This window comes from Streptomyces sp. NPDC005898, assembly GCF_040629635.1.
Taxonomy (GTDB): domain Bacteria; phylum Actinomycetota; class Actinomycetes; order Streptomycetales; family Streptomycetaceae; genus Streptomyces.
This window is the reverse complement of record NZ_JBEXWC010000012.1, coordinates 118872-135812: the sequence shown is the minus strand read 5'-3', so window position 1 is coordinate 135812 and position 16941 is coordinate 118872. Positions and strand designations below refer to the sequence as shown.

Genomic DNA, 16941 nt, shown 5'->3' with positions numbered 1-16941 from the left:
CCGAACCCGCGTACGACATCCCCGGCCGCGCCCACGGCCACCCCCGACCCGAGAGAGGCCACCCCAGTGCGAAGCCCGCTGCTGCGGACACTCCTGCACGCCGTACGAGCCGAAGTGCCGGGCGCCGAACGGGACTTCTGGAACCGGATCGAGGCCGGCGGCACGCCCCTGGTCGAGGCCGACCCCGCGGGCGACCCGGCGTACCGCCTCGTCACCTTCCTGTGGCGGGACGATCCCGCGCGCCCCGCCACGGACGTCCTCACGCTGCTGCACACCGTCACGGACAAGGACCGGCACGCGGGCGACCTCACCCCGCACCTGATGGAGCGCCTGCCCGGCACGGCCGTCTGGGCGCTCAGCCACCGGCTGCGGTCCGACCACCGGGCGGCCTACCAGTTCTACGTCGGTCACGGCCCCCGGCGCGAGACCCTGCGCACCGACCGCGAGGCGTGGCTGCGGGTCCTCGCCGAGGCCGTCCCCGACCCGCTCGACGGCGCCCCGCGCCTGCCCGCCCGCGACGGCCGGCACCCCGCCTCCGTGATGTCCCTGCCCGACGCGCCGCCCCAGCCGTACGTGAGCCGTCGGGCGAGGGCGGCCGGGCGGTCCGCCGAGGCCGAGGTGGACGGCAGACGGGTCACCGTGCACCTGCCGCGGGAGCCGGTCCGGGCGGTGGCCGTACTCCTGGACGGCGAGATGTGGGGCCCGGTGCTCGGCATCGGCGACACGTTCGACGCCCTGCACGCCGACGGCGCCCTGCCCCCCACGGCCGCGCTGCTCGTCCACACGATGGGCCGCCGCATGGAGGACCTGAGCTGCAGCGGCGCCTTCGTGGACTGGCTGGCGGACGTCCTGCTGCCCTGGGCGGCGGACACGTACGGGGCCACGGCGCCCCCAGAGGGCACGGTCATCGCAGGTCAGAGCGCGGGCGGCCTCACGGCGGCGTACGCGGCGCACCGGCGCCCGGACCGCTTCGGCGCCGCGCTCTCCCAGTCGGGCTCGTTCTGGTGGCCCGACGAGAACGCTCCCGACGGCGACGGCCCGGAATGGCTCACCCGCGCCTACGCCCGCGCCCCGCACCGCCCGGTCCGCCTCCACCTGGAGGTCGGCGCCCAGGAGTGGATGCTCCTCCCGGAGAACCGCCGCCTGCGCAACGTCCTGCGGGCGCGGGGCTACGAGGTGACGTACGAGGAGTTCAACGGAGGCCACGACTACGCGTGCTGGCGCGGAGGCTTGGCGACGGGGCTGACCGCCCTGCTGTCCGGCTGACGCCCGCCGCGGAGCCGGAGCGATCACTGCGCCTGCTCCCCCTCGCCACCGGCGCTGACCGCGTGGGCGACGAGGGCCGCGACGGCGGCGGGCTCGCACAGGTCACCCTCGAAGCGCGGGGGCGTCACCCAGTAGGTGCCGGGCGGCTTCCTGCGCTCGACGCGCGGTACACCGAGGTAGGTGCCCGCGCCGAGGCACGGCGCGAAGGCCTCGTACTCCCAACGGCGCTCGGCGCGGGGCCGCATGAGGGGGTAGTAGGTGCCGTCCAGGGTCCGGCCGTCGAAGATGACCGGACCGCCGAGGAGCGGGCCGAGGCGCCCGGCGATCTCCCGCGGATGGGCGGTGCGCAATGCCGCGGCGACGAGCCGCCCAGGCAGGCGGACGGCCTCGAACCGCGGACCGAGCGGAAGCAGGGCGACACCGACGACCGCCCATTCGCGCCGGGCCCGAACGGGAGGGCGCTGGGCACGCGCGAGCCAGTCCGCAACCGCGGAGAACTCCTCCTGGACGCTCACCCGAACGCCTCCGCACGGAACCCGGGGCCGGTCGCGGCGGAGAGCGCGCCGGGATCGGTCAGACACCCGCTCCCGTCGGGAGAGACGAGCCAGCGCCGGCCGGCGGCCGGTCGGCTCGCCGGCGGACAGTGCAGCGGCCACCCGTGGGGCCGCAAGCTGACGCCCCGGCCACCCACCGCCCCCACATCGGCGCCGAGCGGGACAAGCCACCAGGCGCAGTCGAGGCCGACGTCCACCAGGAGCGGCCCGCACGCGTGCGCCGGCAGTCGCTCCCTCGCCCGGAGCGCGAGGACGAGCGGGACCTCGGCGGCGAGCCAGCGGGTGCAGTGAACCGGCGCGAGACCACCCATGGCCCACACTTCGTGAGCGAGTGAAGGGCGCCGGGCGCAGTCGGCGAGCCAGTTGTCCGCGCACGCGGCGGCGGACGGATCGACGCCGAGGGCATCGCTCATATCGGAGGTAGGGGCCATGACGAGGAAGGTATGAAGGCGCGGCACTCAGTACACAGGCCATGTTCGTGAATGTTCCCGATGCCCTGCCGAATGTTCTCAAGTGTTCTCGCAGCGAGGGCTGCGCCCCATGGCCCGGCGACCTACCACGTCGTGATGCTGGGACGGACGACCCTGAACTGCGGGAGTCGCTATGGCACGACGGCTGCGTTGTAACGGCACGGACAGCAAGAACGGTGGGTGTCCGGCGATTCACGAGGACATCGACTCCGGAGAGGTGATCGTGCAGGGTCCGCCCGTCAGTGACTGTGCCGACCTCGCCCAGTTGCGGCACCTCGGGCCCGATGAGGTCGCGGTGGTGGTGCCGCGCGAACTGCTCGTCAACCACGGCCCGAAGGAGATGGCCCGCGTGCCGAAGCTGATCGGCCTCGCAGAGTTCGGCCGGCTCTTCGAGACGTTCGAGAACTCGGCGTGGCACCTGGAGACGCGCCGCGGCTACGCCTCCGACCGCGAGGATCCCGGCTTCGCGGAGTTCCGGCGCACCGGTCGAGCCCCCATGGACCTGGGCAGTGACTGGTGCGTGAACATTCGTCGGCAGACGTCCCGTGGCAAGTACGTGGGGCGCGTGCGTGTCCTGGACGACCCGCCGACCGAGGGGCAGTTGTTCCTGCTGGACTACTCGCGATGCAACGCGGCCACAGGCGAGGATGTCCGCAGCATCTGGCGGCAGGACGCACGCCGGGCGCACCTGCCCGCAGAGGACTTCTGGATCTTCGACAGCCGTCTGGTGGCCGTACTGCGCTTCGACGAGCAGGACGCCTTCCATGATGTGGAGGTGATCACGGAGCCGGCTGAGGTCCTGCGATACTGCCAGGCCCGGGACGCGGCTGTGCGCCACGCGTTCCCCTACGACGAGTTCACGGCGCGGCTGCGCGCCGACTGATGGCGGGGAGCCGGTGAGCACAGACTTCCAGCAGGCCAGAGAGGCCCTCGGAGTACGCCTCCGTGAGCTGCGACTCTCGGCTCCTGGCGGTCGGCTCACCGGCCCCCAGCTCGCCCGGCGGCTCGGCTGGCCCCACTCCAAGATCTACAAGCTGGAGAACGGCCGACAGACCGCGACGGTCGACGACCTGCGCGCCTGGGCCGACGGTACCGGCCGGAGTGAGGCCCTCGACGAACTGCGCGCTCGCCTCCAGGGATTCGAGTCGCACATCCGGTCCTGGCGCCGCCAACTCGCGGCCGGGCACCGGCCCGTGCAGGACGGCTGGCACCTTGAGGTGAACCGGTCCAAGGTCATCCGCGCGTGGGAGGAGGCCGTGATCCCGGGCATGCTCCAGACCCCGGATTACGCCCGCGCCATGTTCCTGCACTACGCACGGCTTCACGACACGGCACGGGACACCGACGAAGCGGTCCGCTCGCGCATGCGGCGCCAGGAGTGGCTGTACGAGAGGGGGCACCAGTTCCACGCCCTTGTGTGGGAGGCAGCCCTCCACGCCCTGATCTGTTCACCGGCCGCGCTCATGAGCCAGCTCGACCGGCTCGCGGGAACGATCGGCATGGACACCGTGCGTCTCGGCGTCATCCCGCTCTCCGCCCCGCTCAAGATCCCGGCTGCCAACGGCTTCTGGGTACTGGACGAACGGCTCGTCATCGCCGAGGACTGGCACGCGGAGCTGTGGCTGGACGATGACGACAACGTGTCCACCTACCTCCGCATCTGGCACACGCTCAACGCATCCGCTGTGTACGGGGAAGAAGCACAGGCCGCCATCACCCGCGCCCAGCGGTCCATCCGCCCACGCTGACGCACGTTTCCGCAGGCCCGGGCCGTCACGGCCCTCCACGACCTCGGACAACCGCGCCGTGGTCCCCGGCAGGGGCCGCTTCGCGGCGCTGCGAGCGACACCCGCTCTCCTAAAGCGGTGCTCATTGGTCCGGGGTTTCCGTTGTGGCCTGCCTGGTGATGCCCTCGTGGGCGTGCCTTGAGCAGTGCTTCTGCAGTAGCTGCCGCTTTGCGTGCCGATGACAGTGCATTCGTACTTGGCTGCCCGTCCAGCGGCACCGGGCCCCCGACGCGCGGACGCTGGTTCCCGCTCGGGCGGTTCACCGTGGTGGCTCCGGCGCCCCCCGAGGCAGCCGCAGGGCCAGTCCCGCGCCCGTTGCCACGAAGGCTGCCGTTGCCAGTACTGCCAGACGGTAGGGGGCGGGGTCCGTGAAGGCCATGCCGTGGCCGCCGATCAAGGCCGCACAGGCCGCGATGCCCAGGGCGCCGCCCAGGGTGCGGGTGATCTGGAAGAGGCCCATCGCCTGGCCCATGTCGGCGGGGGCGACGGTCTCGAAGCCGACGATCTGGATCATCAGGACCGCCGTGCCGAGGACCAGGCCCACCGCGAACATCAGCCCCCGCACCGCCCACGCGTTCTCCGCCACCCCCGGCGCCGCGAGCGCCGCGAAGACGCCGGACGCCAGCAGGAGCGCCGGGGCCGCGAGGCGGCGCGGGCCGAGGCGGGGGAGGAGGCGGTCCACGGCCTGGGACGCCAGCATCAGGCCGAGCGCCTCGGGGAACACGCTCAGCCCGGCGTCCAGCGCCGACGCGCCCAGCGCCGCCTGGTAGAGCAGCGGGAAGACGAACAGCACGCCCATCAGGCCCGCCGCGCTGACCAGCGCCAGCGCCGACGCCGAGCCGTAGACGCGGTCACCGAGCAGGCGCAGGCGCAGGAGCGGTTCCCGTACCCGGAGTTGGTGGATGATCGCCGCGGCCAGCAGGAGCGCGCCCAGCACCGCGCTGACCGCCACCGGCGGCCGCGTCCAGCCCTGCGAGGGGCCAAAGCCCAGGGCGTAGGTGAGCAGGCCCAGCGCCGGGGTCGCCAGGAGGAAGCCGACGCGGTCGAAGGGGCCCGGCGTGCCCTCCACGTGTTCGCGCAGGCCCATCACGCCGAGCAGCACGGCCGCCGTCCCGACCGGCACGTTGACGAAGAACAGCCAGTGCCAGGAGAGGTGTTCGGTGAGGAAGCCGCCGAGGGGCGGGCCCAGCGCCGGCATCAGCGCGGTCGGCACGATCAGGACCTTGGACAGCTTCACGCGTTCCTCGGGCGGGAACGCCCGGAAGAGGAGCGTCATGCCGACCGGCGTCAGCAGCCCGCCCGCCAGGCCCTGCGCGGCCCTCGCCACCACGAGCGTGGTGAGGTTCGGCGCGAGGCCGCACACGGCGGAGGCCGCCGTGAAGGCGGCGAGCGCGCCGAGGAAGACGCGTTTCGTGCCGAGGCGGTCACCCAGCCAGCCCGCCACCGGCAGCGTGAGGGCCAGGGCGACGAGGAACGCCGTCTCGACCGTGTTCGCCGCCGACACCGGGCGGCCGAAGTCGCCCGCGATGGTGAACAGGGCCGGGTTGACGATCGTCGAGTCCAGGCCGTTCATGCACATCGCGGCCGTGTAGACGAGGACGACGGCGACCTTCGGGCGGATCCGGGGGGTGACCAGCAGGCCGCCGCCGTTCACCGGCTGTTGATCCAGTCCAGGGCGTCCTGGCGCGGGCCCGGCCCGTGGACCGGCGACCAGCCCTCGGGGACGGCGGCGAACAGCGGCCACAGCGAGTGTTCGCCGCGGGCGTTGGCCAGGACCAGGAACTCCCCCTCCGCGTCGAAGGGGTTGGCGGGTGCGTCACTCATGATCGCGGGTCTCCAGCTCGGTCAGATGGTCGGCGATCACGCGGGCGATGTGCGTGATCGGCTCGGGCAGGGTCATGTCCTTGTGCGAGCAGGCCACGTCCGTGTTCGCGATGCGTCCGCTCACGTACGGCGTCCACGTTTCGGGCGTGAGGGTCTCGTCGATGGTGTCGACGGTCGCCCGGAAGAACAGCACGTCGCCGTCAAAGCGGCGGTGGTCGTAGCCCCGTACGAGGTGATTCGTGTTGAGGTAGATGTCCCGCAGCGCCTCGAAGGTGGCGGGGGCCAGGGCCGCCAGAGGGCTGCCTTCGCGGCGCAGCACGTCGATGACGTTCCCGGTGGTCAGCGCCTTGCCCGCGAGGCTGTCCGGGCCGTGGCCGCCCATCGTGAGCAGCGACTCCAGGGCCTCGGCCTCGTCGGACTCGGGCAGCTCGCGGAAGCCCTCCGCCGGGTAGGCGTCGAGGATCGCGAGCAGCTCCACCTCGTGGCCCAGGTCCTGGAGGTGGGTGGCCATGGCGTGCGCGATGATGCCGCCGGTCGACCAGCCGAGGAGGCGGTAGGGGCCGGCCGGCTGCACCTCGCGCAAGCGGGCGACGTAGTGGGCGGCCAGCTCCTCCAGGGTGCGGGGCAGCGGGTCGGCGGCGGTGGCCGCTCCCACGCCCTGTGCCTGAAGGCCGTAGATCGGCACGTCGGCCGGCAGGTGGCGGATCAGGCCCGCGTAGCACCAGCTCAGGCCGCCCGCCGGGTGGACGCAGTGGACGGGGGCGCGGTCGCCCTCGCGGGCGGGGCGCAGGGGGACCAGGACGTCCAGGGGGTCGGCCTGCTCGCTGCCCGCGTCCAGGAACGTGTCGAGAGCGGCGGGTGTCGGCGACTGGAAGACCGTACTGATGGAGATCTCCGTGCCGAACGCGGCCTGTACGCGGCTCGCGAGCCGCACGGCGAGCAGCGAATGCCCGCCCAGCTCGAAGAAGTTGTCGTCGATCCCGACGGGCCCCGCCAGGGCCAGCACCTCGGCGAAGACCGCGCAGAGCTGCTCCTGGCGAGGGGTGCGCGGGGCGCGGCCCGTGCCGGTGGCGGCGGGGCGCTCCGGGGCCGGGAGGGCCTTGCGGTCCAGCTTGCCGTTGCTGGTGAGCGGCAGCCGGTCCAGCAGGACGACGGCGGACGGCACCATGTGGACGGGGAGCGCGCCGGTCGCGTGTTCGCGCAGTTCGGTGGGGGTGGCGCCGTCCGCGACCGCGTAGCCGACCAGCCGCTTGTCGCCGGGCACGTCCTCGCGCACGACGACGGCCGCGTCCCGGACGGCGGGGTGGGCGGCGAGGACGGCCTCGATCTCGCCGAGTTCGATGCGGAACCCGCGGATCTTCACCTGCTGGTCGGCGCGCCCGAAGTACTCCAGGGTGCCGTCGGCGCGGCGGCGCGCGAGGTCGCCCGAGCGGTACATGCGGGCGCCGCGCTCGCCGAACAGGTGCGCGTACGGGTCGGCGACGAAGCGGGTCGCGGTCAGGTCCGGGCGGCCCAGATAGCCGCGGGCCAGGCCCTCACCGGCGACGTACATCTCGCCGGTGACCCCGGGCGGGCACGGCTGGAGGCGGTCGTCGAGGACGTAGACGCGCAGGTCGGGGATGTTCACGCCGATGGTGCTCGAGGTGGCGGCGGCGGCCGTCTCCCGGTCGAGGGCGAAGTAGGAGACGTGCACGGTCGTCTCGGTGATGCCGTACATGTTGACGAGGGTGGGGCTGTCGTCAGCGTGCCGGTCGTACCACTCGTCCAGCCGCGCCAGTTCGAGCGCCTCGCCGCCGAACACCACGTACCGCAGGGCGAGTTCGCGGCCGTCGCGGGCCTCGCGGTCGGCGGCGGCGAGCTGGTAGAAGGCGGAGGGCGTCTGGTTGAGGACGGTGACCTGCTCCGCGGCGAGCAGCGCGCGGAAGGCGTGCGGGTCGCGGCTGGTCAGGTGCGGTACGACGACGACCTTGCCGCCGTACAGGAGCGCGCCCCACAGCTCCCACACCGAGAAGTCGAAGGCGTAGGAGTGGAAGAGCGTCCACACGTCGTTCTCGTCGAAGCGGAACCAGTGGTCGGTCGCGGTCAGCAGCCGCGTCACGTTGTGGTGCGTGACGACGACGCCCTTGGGGCGGCCCGTGGAGCCCGAGGTGTAGATGACGTACGCGGGGTCGTCGGGGGTGAGCGGGCGGGTGCGGTCGGCCTGGGCGAGTGGGCCCGCGTCGTACGCGTCCGGGGTGGCGCCGTCGACCGCGATCAGGGGCAGCGCGTGGGCCTCGGCGGGCAACCGGGGCGCGGTCGCGGTGTCGGTGAGCAGGGCGGCGGGCCGGGCGTCGCCGAGCATGTACGCGAGGCGGTCGGCGGGGTAGTCCGGGTCGAGGGGGAGGTAGGCGGCGCCCGAGAGCGCGACCGCGAGCAGGCCGGTGACGAGGTCGGCCGAGCGGGGCAGCGCAAGCGCCACGATGGCGCCGGGGCCGATGCCGCGGTCGGCGAGGAGGCGGGCCAGGCGGTGTGCGCGGGCGGACAGTTCGGCGTGGGTGAGGGTGTGGCCGGCGTGGGAGACGGCGGCGCGGTGCGGGTGCCGGGCGGCGGCCCGCTCGTAGACGTCGGCGAGCGTCACGGGCTCCTGGGGGCGCGGCTGTACGGCGGTCGGGTCGACGGTCACCGGGGTGTGGGGGTGCGGCTGTGCGGCGGTCGGGTCGATGGTCGTCGGGGTGTGGGGGTGCGGCTGTGCGGTGGTCGGGTCGATGGTCGCCAGGGTGTGGGGGTGCGGCTGTGCGGTGGTCGGGTCGATGGTCGTCGGGGTGTGGGGGTGCGGCTGTGCGGTGGTCGGGTCGATGGTCACCGGGGTGTGGGGGTGCGGCTGTGCGGTGGTCGGGTCGATGGTCACCGGGGTGTGGGGGTGCGGCTGTGCGGTGGTCGGGTCGATGGTCGTCGGGGTGTGGGGGTGCGGCTGTGGGGTGGGCCGGTCGACGCTCGCCAAGGCGTGGGGGCGCGGCTGTACGACCGGCCGGTTGACGGTCACCAGGGCGTGGTGGTGCTCCTCGGCGCTGAGCAGGGGGAGCAGGCCGAGGGGGGTGTCGGGGGTGCGGGCGGCCGCTGCGAGGAGGCGGGCCAGGCGGTCGGCGAGGGCCTCGGCGGTGGCGCGGTCGAACAGGTCGGTGCGGAATTCGAGGAAGCCGCCGATGCCGCCCTCGTCGGGCAGTTCACCGGCGTTCAGGGTCAGGTCGAACTTGGCGGTGCCGGAGGGGACGGCGGCCAGCCGGGCCGTCGTGCCGGGGCCGAGCGCGAACGGCCCGTCGGGGATCGACTGCCAGGCCAGCATCACCTGGAAGAGGGGGTGGCGGGCCAGGGAGCGGGGCGGGTTCAGCTCCTCGACGAGCTGGTCGAAGGGGAGCGCGTCGTGCTCGTACGCGGCGAGCGTCGTCCCGCGTACGCGCTCCAGGAGCACCCGGAAGGCGGGGTCGCCGGAGGTGTCCGCGCGCAGCACCACGGTGTTGGTGAAGAAGCCGACGAGGTCGGCGGTGGCGTCGTCGTCGCGCCCGGCGACGGGGGTGCCGAGCGGGATGTCGGTGCCGCAGCCGTGCCGGGTGAGCAGCGCGGCGAGCCCCGCCTGGACGGTCATGAAGACGGTGGTGCCGGTGGCCGCCGCGAGCTGCTTGAGCGCGCGGTGCGTCGCGGGGTCCAGCGCGAAGGGGACGGTGTCGCCCTCGGACGACGCGACGGGCGGGCGCGGCCGGTCGGTGGGCAGCTCCAGTTGGTCGGGCAGGCCCGCCAGAGCCCGCTTCCAGTACGCGAGTTGGGTCCGCGCCAGGCCGTCCGCGAGGAGCTTCTGCTGGTGGGCGGCGTGGTCGGCGTACTGGAAGGGGAGCGGGGCGAAGCGGGGGGCGTGGCCCGCCGCGCGTGCCGTGTAGGCGGTCGCGAGGTCGCGGGCGAGCGGGGTGGTGGAGGCGCCGTCGCCCGCTATGTGGTGCAGGAGCAGCAGAAGGGTGTGGCGGGCGGGGTGGTCCGGGTCGGTGAACAAGGTGGCGCGCAGCGGGGGTTCGGCGGCCAGGTCGAAGCAGTGCCGGACGGCCTCGGGCACGGCGCTCGGGGTGAGCGGCGCGCGGTGCAGGACCGGCCGGGCGAGGGGGTGTTCGGGGGCGAGGATCCGCTGGTGGGGACGGTCGCCGGGGGCGGCCTCGCCGCCACGGCCCGAGGCGTTGTCAGGGGTGGGATAGAGGGTCCTGAGTGTCTCGTGGCGGGCGCTCAGGTCGTGCAGGGCGTGCAGCAGCGCGCTGTCGTCGACGGGGCCGTCCAGGGTCAGGACGAGCGGGATGTTGTACGTGGGGCTGGGCCCTTCGAGGCGGTGCAGGAACCACAGGCGCTGCTGGGCCGGGGACAGCGGGAGGGCGTCGGTGCGGGGAACGGGGACGAGCGGGGCCGCCGCCCCGGGGGCGGGAGCGGACGCGGCGCGCACAAGTGCCGCCAGGGCGGCGGGAGTCGGCGCCTTGAAGACGTCGGCGATACCGACCGGGGCGGCGAACCGCTCACGGATACGGGCGGCCAGGCGCCCCGCGAGCAGTGAGTGGCCGCCGAGGTCGAAGAATCCGGCGTCGGGTGCGGGCCACCCGGAGTCCAGGCCGAGGACGTCCGCGAAGAGGTCGCAGAGCGCCCGGGTGAGCGGGTCGCCGGCGTCACCGGTGGGGCCGCCCGGAGTCGGGGCGGGCTCCGGGTCGGGCAGGGCGCGGTGGTCCAGCTTGTCGTTGGCGGTGCGCGGCAGCTCGGCGAGGAGCGTGACGGTGGCCGGGACCATGTGCGCGGGGAGGGTCGCGGCGAGGTGGGCGCGGAGTGCGTCCGGGGTGACGGCCGCTGTCGGGACGGCGTAGGCGAGGAGCCGCTTGCCGTGCGGGGTGTCGCGGGCGATGACGGCGGCCTGGGCGAGCGCCGGATGGGCGGCGAGCCGCGCCCGGATCTCGCCGAGTTCGATGCGGAACCCGCGGATCTTCACCTGGTCGTCGCCGCGCCCGAGGAACTCCAGGGTGCCGTCCGCGCGCCGCCGCACGAGGTCCCCGGTGCGGTACATGCGGCCGCCGGGGTCGCCGTGGGCCGCGCCGAACGGGTCGGCGACGAAGCGTTCGGCGGTCAGGTCGGGGCGCCCGAGATAGCCGCGGGCCAGACACGCCCCGGCGACGTACAGCTCACCGGTGACGCCGGGCGGCGTCGGGCGCAGGCAGGAGTCGAGGACGTACACGCGCGAGCCGCGCACGGGGTGCCCGGTGGTGGTGCCGTCGGGGCCCGGCAGCCAGTAGTAGGCGTCGACGGTCGTCTCGGTCGGCCCGTACAGGTTGATCGGGCGGCAGCCGGGCGTGGCCGCGAGGCGCTCCCACAGCGGGGCGGGGACGGTCTCGCCGCCCACGACCACCACGGCGGGACGGTGCCTGCCCTCGTCCAGGAGGCCCTCGGCGACGAGCGCCTCGGCGTAGGACGGGGTGACGTCGAGGTAGTCGACGCGGTGCGCGTCGACGTACGCGGCGAGCGCCGACGGGTCGCGGTAGGCGGCGTCGTCCAGGAGGTGGAGTTCGTGGCCGTGGACCATCCACAGCACCGGGTCCCACGACGCGTCGAAGGCGAACGAGGCGCTGTGCGCGACCCGCAGCCGCTCCCGGCCCGCGCGCCGCACGGCGGGCGCGATGTGGTCGGTGCCGTGCCCGGCGAGGAGGTTGGTGAGCGAGGCGTGGGTGACGACGACGCCCTTGGGCCGGCCCGTGGAACCGGAGGTGTGAATGATGTACGCGGGATCGTCCGGCCGCGGGGCGGCGGCCGGGGCGTCGGGGGGTAGCGCGGCGAGCGCGGCGGCCGTGTCCGGGGCGTCGAGCGCCAGCACGGGCAGGCCGTGGCCGGGAAGGGCGGCGAGGGTCGCCCGGGTGCCGATGACGTACGCGGGACGGGCGTCGGCCAGCACGTCCAGCGTCCGGGCGGGCGGATGGCCGAGGTCCAGCGGCTGGCAGACGCCGCGCGCCTTCAGGACGGCCAGCAGCGCCACGACCGTGTCGGTGCTGCGGGGCAGGGCGAGGGCGACGGGCGTGCCGGGGGCCAGGTCGGCGGCCAGGCGGTGGGCGAGACGGTTCGCGGCCGCGTCCAGCGCGCCGAAGGTCAGGGCGGCGCCGCCACTGCGGACGGCCACCGCGTCGGGGGTGCGGGCGGCCTGCGCGGCGAACACCTCGGGGAGCGTGTGTTCCGCGGGCGGCTCGGCGCGTCCGGCGGTGGCCGCGCGGACCTCGTCGGGGGTGAGGAGGTCGAGGGTGCCGATGGGGCGGTGCGGGTCGGCGAGGAGCAGACCGGCGAGGGCGTCCAGATACGTGGCCAACGTACGCCCGTGACCGTCCAGTTCGGCGTCGTCGTACCGTGCCGCGGCGGCGTCCAGGGTGAGGCGCAGGGTGCCGTCGGCGCGGGGGGCGGCGCCGATGGCGAGGTCCTCGACGGGGCCGGCGGCGAGGTTGTGGACGGTGCCGGGCAACCCCGCGAAGTCCAGGTCGGACTCGAACGGCTTGATGTTGACCATGGGCCCGGTCAGCGGCTCGCCCGCCGGGCCGCCTGCTGTGCCGCCTGCTGTGCCGTCCGCCGGGCCGCATGCCGTGCCGAGACCGAGGTCGCGGCGCAGGTCGGCCTGCGGGTAGCGCTGGTGGCGGCGGACCGCGCGGAGCTCCAGGACGACGCGGCGCAGCAGTTCGGCGCCCGTGTCGTGGGGGCGCACGGCGACGCGCAGCGGCAGGACGTTGACGGTCATCGCCGGGGTGCGCAGGGCGGCGGGGCCGCGGCGGTTGCTCAGCGGCAGGCCCAGCACGATGTCCTCGGCGCCGGTGACGCGGTGCAGATGCCCGGCGGTGGCGGCGATGACCAGCTCGGCCCAGGTGGCCTTCACGGCCTGCGCGGCACGGCTGATCCGCTCGAAGGACCCCTCGGGCAGGTCCAGGGCGCGGCGGCGCGGCGGGCCGGAGGTGCCGGCGGCGGAGGTGCCGGCGAGGGTGGCGGGGGCGGTGTGCCCGGCGGTCCGCCCGGCCCAGAAGGCGCGGTCGGCGGCGTACTGCTCGCCGTCCAGATAGCACCGCTCCTCCGCGACCAGCTCGGCCAGCGGGGCGAACCGGCGCTCGGGCAGCTCCCGTTGCCCGGCCGCGAGGGCCGTGTACAGCTCGGCCACGCGGTCGCCGATGAGCTGAAGGGCGTAGGCGTCGACGGCGAAGTGGTGGACGCGCTGGTACCACCAGTGGCGGTCGTCGGCGAGGCGGATCAGCGCCTGGGTGACGAGGCCGCCCTCGGCGGAAGCGCCCGTGAGGTCCACCGGTCTCGCGAGGTCGGCCCGCGTCCAGGCCTCGGCGGCGCCCTCCGGGTCGGCCTCGCCGCGCAGGTCCAGATGGTGCAGGCGGGGGGGTGCCGCTCGGGGCGCGACCTCCTGCCAGGGCGTGCCGTCCGCGTCCTCGCCCGCCCGCAGCGACAGCGTCTCGGCCTCGGCCATGGTGCGCGCCAGCGCGTCCTCGAACAGGGCGGTTTGCAGGGGGCCTTGGATCTCGACGCGGTCCGCGGTGTTGTACGCGGTGCTGCGCGGGTCCAGCTGCTGCGCGTAGAAGATGCCGGCCTGCGCGCTGAGCAGGGGAAGGCGGTCGGGGCGCTGATGCATGTGTGTGAGGACTCCCGTGAACCTGGACCTGGACCTGAACCCGAACCTGGCGGTGTCTGACTCGAACCTGGACGTGCGTGACCGAATGTGGACGTGCGTGACCGAACCTGGGCGCGGACCCACGACCGGGCCCACCCATGTCAACTTAGGTAAGCCTAAGCTATCTTGCTCGCCATGGAGAAGACGACCGCCCCCGCGGACCTCACGACCGCCCCACGCGACCGCGCGACGGCCGGCGCCGAAACGACCGCCACCGAGCCGACCGCCGTCCTCAAGGCAACCGACGCCGAACCGGTCGCCCTCAAGGCGGCCCTGCGTGAGGAGGTCGAGACCCACCGCGCCGCCCTCCTCGCCCTCAGCGCCCGCATCCACGCGCATCCCGAGACGGCCTTCGAGGAGCACCGCGCGGCCGCCTGGTGCGCCGAACTCCTCGGCGAACACGGCTTCGTGGTGACCGCGCCCGCCTTCGGCCTGGACACCGCGGTGAGCGCCACCATCGGTTCCGGACCCGTCACGGTCGCCCTGGCCTGCGAGTACGACGCCCTGCCCGGCCTCGGCCACGCCTGCGGCCACAACCTGATCGCCGCCGCGGGGCTCGGCGCGGCCCTCGCCCTGGCCCCGTACGCCGATGAACTCGGCCTGACCGTACGGGTGCTCGGGACGCCGGCCGAGGAGCGCGGCGCGGGCAAGGCGCTGCTCATCGACGCGGGCGCCTTCGACGGCGTGGACGCGGCGATGATGGTCCACCCCTGCCCGTTCGAAATGGCCGATTTCCGCTCGTTCGCGCTCGGCACGCTCTCGGTGACGTACACGGGCAGGTCCGCGCACCCGAGCCTCAACCCGCACGAGGGCCGCAACGCCGCCGACGCCCTGACCGTCGCACAGGTCGCGCTCGGCCTGCTGCGCCAGCAACTGCCGCCCCAGTGGCGGGTGCACGGCATCACGACCGCGGCGGGCACGGCGCCGAACGCGATACCGGACCGCGCCACCGCCTCGTACGAGATCCGCGCCCTGGCCGCCGAGGACCTGCGCGAACTGCGCGAACGCGTCGAGAACTGCTTCCGCGCCGGAGCGCTGGCCACCGGCTGCGAGGTCACCCTGGAGCGCCCCGAGCCCGACTACCTCGACTTCCGGGGGGACCCGGAGCTGATCGCCCTGTGGCAGGCGAACGCCCGGGCCCTCGGCCGCGCCGAACCCGTCGAGCGCGAGCCCTTCGCCTGCACGGACATGGGCAACGTCTCGCACCTCGTGCCGTCCATCCACCCCGTCCTGGACATCAGCGGCGGCGCCTGCGGGCCGCACGAACCGGAGTTCGCGGCGGCCGCCGTCTCCCCGGCCGCCGAGCGCGCCCTGCTGGACGGCGCGCTCGGCATGGCGTGGACGGCGGCCGACTTCGCGTACAGGCGACGTGCGCGGGCCGCTTCCTCGTAAGCGGGCACTCCTTCGTGACGCGGGCTACTTCTTCGTGAGCGCCTCGCTGATGTCGCGCATGACCTCGTCGGCGGCCAGCGGGCCGCCGCGGGTCGACCACACGGAGCCGTCCACGGTCACGACGTGCTTCTTCTCGACCGCGCCGAGGTCCTTGTAGGCGGGCTTCTTCTGGACGTCCTTCAGGGCCTTCTCGCCGTCCGAGGTCAGCGTGGAGAGGAAGAGCCAGTCGCCGTCGATCTCGTTGATCTTCTCCAGGCTCAGCGAGGGGGTGTGCGCGTTGCCGTCCTTGTTCTGGTTCTTGGGCCGCTTCAGGCCCATCTCCAGGGCGACACCGCTGGCGAACTGCTTGTTCTCCATCCAGCTCGGGCCGTCCGGGTTCCAGCGCACGATCGACACCTCGGCGCCCATGTTCGCGCCGAGCTTCTGCCCCGCGGCCTTGGCGGCGCTCTCGTGGGCGGCGATGACCTTGTTGGCCTTCGGGAGTGCGTTCACGGCGTTGCCGATGCCCCGCAGGGTCAGCTTCCAGTCGTCGGTGGGCGCCATGGTCACGACGGTCGCGGGCGTGATCTCGCGCAGCTGCTTCAGGACCTGCTCGTCCTGCATGTCACCGGCGAGGATCAGGTCGGGCTTGGCCGCGACGACCTTGTCCATGACGGGCTGGAGGAGGTTGCCGACCACGTCGATGCCCTCGACCTTGCCGGCGAGGTAGGCCGGCGGCTTGTCCAGGCCCTGGCCGTTGGTGATGCCGACCGGCTTCACGCCGAGCGCGAGCACCGCGTCCAGGTCCTCCTGCGTCAGCGTCACCACGCGCTCGGGGTGGGCGGGGACCTTCACCGTCTTGCCGGTCGCGTCCTTGATGGTGCGGGTGGCGGCGGAGCCGGAGCCGCCCTTGGCGGAGGAGTCCTTGTCGGAGCCGTCGTCCGAGCCGCAGCCCGTCAGGAGCAGCGCCGCCGCGCCGAGCACCGCGACCGACCGGGGCGCGCTTCGAAAGACGAGGGAGAAGGGGCGGCGGGGGACGGTCATCAACAGCTCCGGGATCAAGAGGACATGATGAAGTGGTCGTCAACGACCACCCTTTTGGCTAAGGTTAGCCTTACCTTAGGTCAAGCTGGCAAGGGGTGAGCCCCTCGCACTCGGAAAGGCACGCCCCGTGGAACTCCGCGTCGAGCAGCTCACCGCCGGCTACGGCGGCACGCACACCGCCGTCGACGGCGTGGACCTCACGGTCGAATCCGGCCGGGTGGTGGCGATCGTCGGCCCCAACGGCTGCGGCAAGTCGACACTCCTGCGCTGCATGGCGCGGCTCCACCAGCCCGTGTCCGGGCGGGTCTTCGCGGGCGACGCCGACATCTGGCGGCTCAAGCAGCGCGAGACGGCCCACCGCGTGGCCCTCCTGCCGCAGTCGCCGCAGGCGCCCGAGGCGGTCACGGTCGCGGGCCTCGTACGGTACGGACGCCACCCCCACCAGGGGCTGTTCCGCCAGTGGTCCGCCGAGGACGAGCGCGCCGTGACCCGGGCGCTGGAGGCCACCGGCACGGCGGAACTCGCCGAACGGCGCCTGGACCAGCTCTCCGGCGGGCAGCGCCAGCGGTGCTGGCTCGCCATGGCGCTGGCCCAGGAAACCCCCGTGGTCCTGCTCGACGAGCCGACCAGCGCGCTCGACATCGGCCACGCGGTGGAGGTCCTCGACCTGGTCAGGCAGGTCGCGGCGGAGGGCAGGACCATCGTGATGGTCGTCCACGACCTCGCCGCGGCGGCGCGGTACGCGGATGTCGTCGTCGCCATGCTGGCCGGGCGGGTCGTGGCGACGGGCCCGCCGCGCGAGGTGGTCGACGCGGAACTCGTCAAGACGCTCTACGGCATCGAGGCGGAGATCCTGCGCTCGGCGGCGGACGGCTCCCCGGTCGTGGTCCCGGCGGTGCGCCCCACCGCCACCCGGAGCTGACCCCACCCCG

At 74.0% G+C, this 16941-nt stretch carries 11 protein-coding genes; 5 read left to right on the top strand and 6 right to left on the bottom strand.

The features are described from left to right. Positions 1-66: 66 nt before the first annotated feature. Complete coding sequence (gene fes / locus ABZ385_RS18490) at positions 67-1266, top strand: enterochelin esterase (RefSeq protein WP_358912205.1); 1200 nt, start codon at positions 67-69, stop codon at positions 1264-1266. Positions 1267-1289: 23 nt separating this feature from the next. On the opposite strand, the gene ABZ385_RS18485 is transcribed toward fes, so the two are convergent. Continuing rightward, positions 1290-1781 carry a hypothetical protein gene (locus ABZ385_RS18485; protein WP_358912203.1) on the bottom strand — a complete coding sequence of 164 codons (492 nt, stop codon included), beginning with the start codon at positions 1779-1781 and terminating at the stop codon, positions 1290-1292. Further along, positions 1778-2251 carry a hypothetical protein gene (locus ABZ385_RS18480; protein WP_358912201.1) on the bottom strand — a complete coding sequence of 158 codons (474 nt, stop codon included), beginning with the start codon at positions 2249-2251 and terminating at the stop codon, positions 1778-1780. Before ABZ385_RS18480 ends, ABZ385_RS18485 begins: the two co-directional genes overlap by 4 nt. Before the next feature lie 172 nt (positions 2252-2423). Between ABZ385_RS18480 and ABZ385_RS18475 the strand changes: the two genes are divergently transcribed. Next, positions 2424-3173, top strand: a complete 750-nt coding sequence (locus ABZ385_RS18475) for a DUF6879 family protein (RefSeq protein ID WP_358912199.1) — start codon at positions 2424-2426, stop codon at positions 3171-3173. Between the two features lie 13 nt (positions 3174-3186). Further along, positions 3187-4038, top strand: coding sequence for a helix-turn-helix transcriptional regulator (locus ABZ385_RS18470; protein WP_358584897.1), 852 nt, complete (start codon positions 3187-3189; stop codon positions 4036-4038). Positions 4039-4336: 298 nt separating this feature from the next. Here ABZ385_RS18470 and ABZ385_RS18465 read toward each other — a convergent pair whose 3' ends face one another. The 3 genes from ABZ385_RS18465 to ABZ385_RS18455 are packed head-to-tail and all read right to left on the bottom strand — an operon-like array spanning position 4337 to position 13555. Beyond that, positions 4337-5731: a DHA2 family efflux MFS transporter permease subunit gene (locus ABZ385_RS18465; protein WP_358912197.1), complete on the bottom strand. Its 1395-nt coding sequence runs from the start codon at positions 5729-5731 to the stop codon at positions 4337-4339. Then, complete coding sequence (locus ABZ385_RS18460; RefSeq protein ID WP_358584900.1) at positions 5728-5901, bottom strand: MbtH family protein; 174 nt, start codon at positions 5899-5901, stop codon at positions 5728-5730. The genes ABZ385_RS18465 and ABZ385_RS18460 overlap by 4 nt, the downstream gene beginning before the upstream one ends. Further along, positions 5894-13555 carry an amino acid adenylation domain-containing protein gene (locus ABZ385_RS18455; protein WP_358912195.1) on the bottom strand — a complete coding sequence of 2554 codons (7662 nt, stop codon included), beginning with the start codon at positions 13553-13555 and terminating at the stop codon, positions 5894-5896. The genes ABZ385_RS18460 and ABZ385_RS18455 overlap by 8 nt, the downstream gene beginning before the upstream one ends. Before the next feature lie 174 nt (positions 13556-13729). Here ABZ385_RS18455 and ABZ385_RS18450 point away from each other — a divergent pair, with 174 nt between their 5' ends. Further along, positions 13730-14986, top strand: coding sequence for a M20 family metallopeptidase (locus ABZ385_RS18450; protein WP_358912193.1), 1257 nt, complete (start codon positions 13730-13732; stop codon positions 14984-14986). Positions 14987-15010: 24 nt separating this feature from the next. Here the strand turns inward: ABZ385_RS18450 and ABZ385_RS18445 are convergent, their stop codons facing one another. Next, on the bottom strand, positions 15011-16009 hold the full coding sequence (locus ABZ385_RS18445) for an ABC transporter substrate-binding protein (RefSeq protein ID WP_358912192.1): 999 nt from the start codon (positions 16007-16009) through the stop codon (positions 15011-15013). 127 nt (positions 16010-16136) lie between these two features. Here ABZ385_RS18445 and ABZ385_RS18440 point away from each other — a divergent pair, with 127 nt between their 5' ends. Next, positions 16137-16931 carry an ABC transporter ATP-binding protein gene (locus ABZ385_RS18440; protein WP_358699011.1) on the top strand — a complete coding sequence of 265 codons (795 nt, stop codon included), beginning with the start codon at positions 16137-16139 and terminating at the stop codon, positions 16929-16931. The last annotated feature ends 10 nt before the right edge of the window (positions 16932-16941 follow it).

Excerpts from the sequence above, each read along its gene's own strand:
- ABZ385_RS18480 (WP_358912201.1), bottom strand. The coding sequence starts at position 2,251 with ATGGCCCCTACCTCCGATATGAGCGATGCCCTCGGCGTCGATCCGTCC.
- ABZ385_RS18475 (WP_358912199.1), top strand. The coding sequence starts at position 2,424 with ATGGCACGACGGCTGCGTTGTAACGGCACGGACAGCAAGAACGGTGGG.
- ABZ385_RS18460 (WP_358584900.1), bottom strand. The coding sequence starts at position 5,901 with ATGAGTGACGCACCCGCCAACCCCTTCGACGCGGAGGGGGAGTTCCTG.
- ABZ385_RS18455 (WP_358912195.1), bottom strand. The coding sequence starts at position 13,555 with ATGCATCAGCGCCCCGACCGCCTTCCCCTGCTCAGCGCGCAGGCCGGC.
- ABZ385_RS18450 (WP_358912193.1), top strand. The coding sequence starts at position 13,730 with ATGGAGAAGACGACCGCCCCCGCGGACCTCACGACCGCCCCACGCGAC.
- ABZ385_RS18445 (WP_358912192.1), bottom strand. The coding sequence starts at position 16,009 with ATGACCGTCCCCCGCCGCCCCTTCTCCCTCGTCTTTCGAAGCGCGCCC.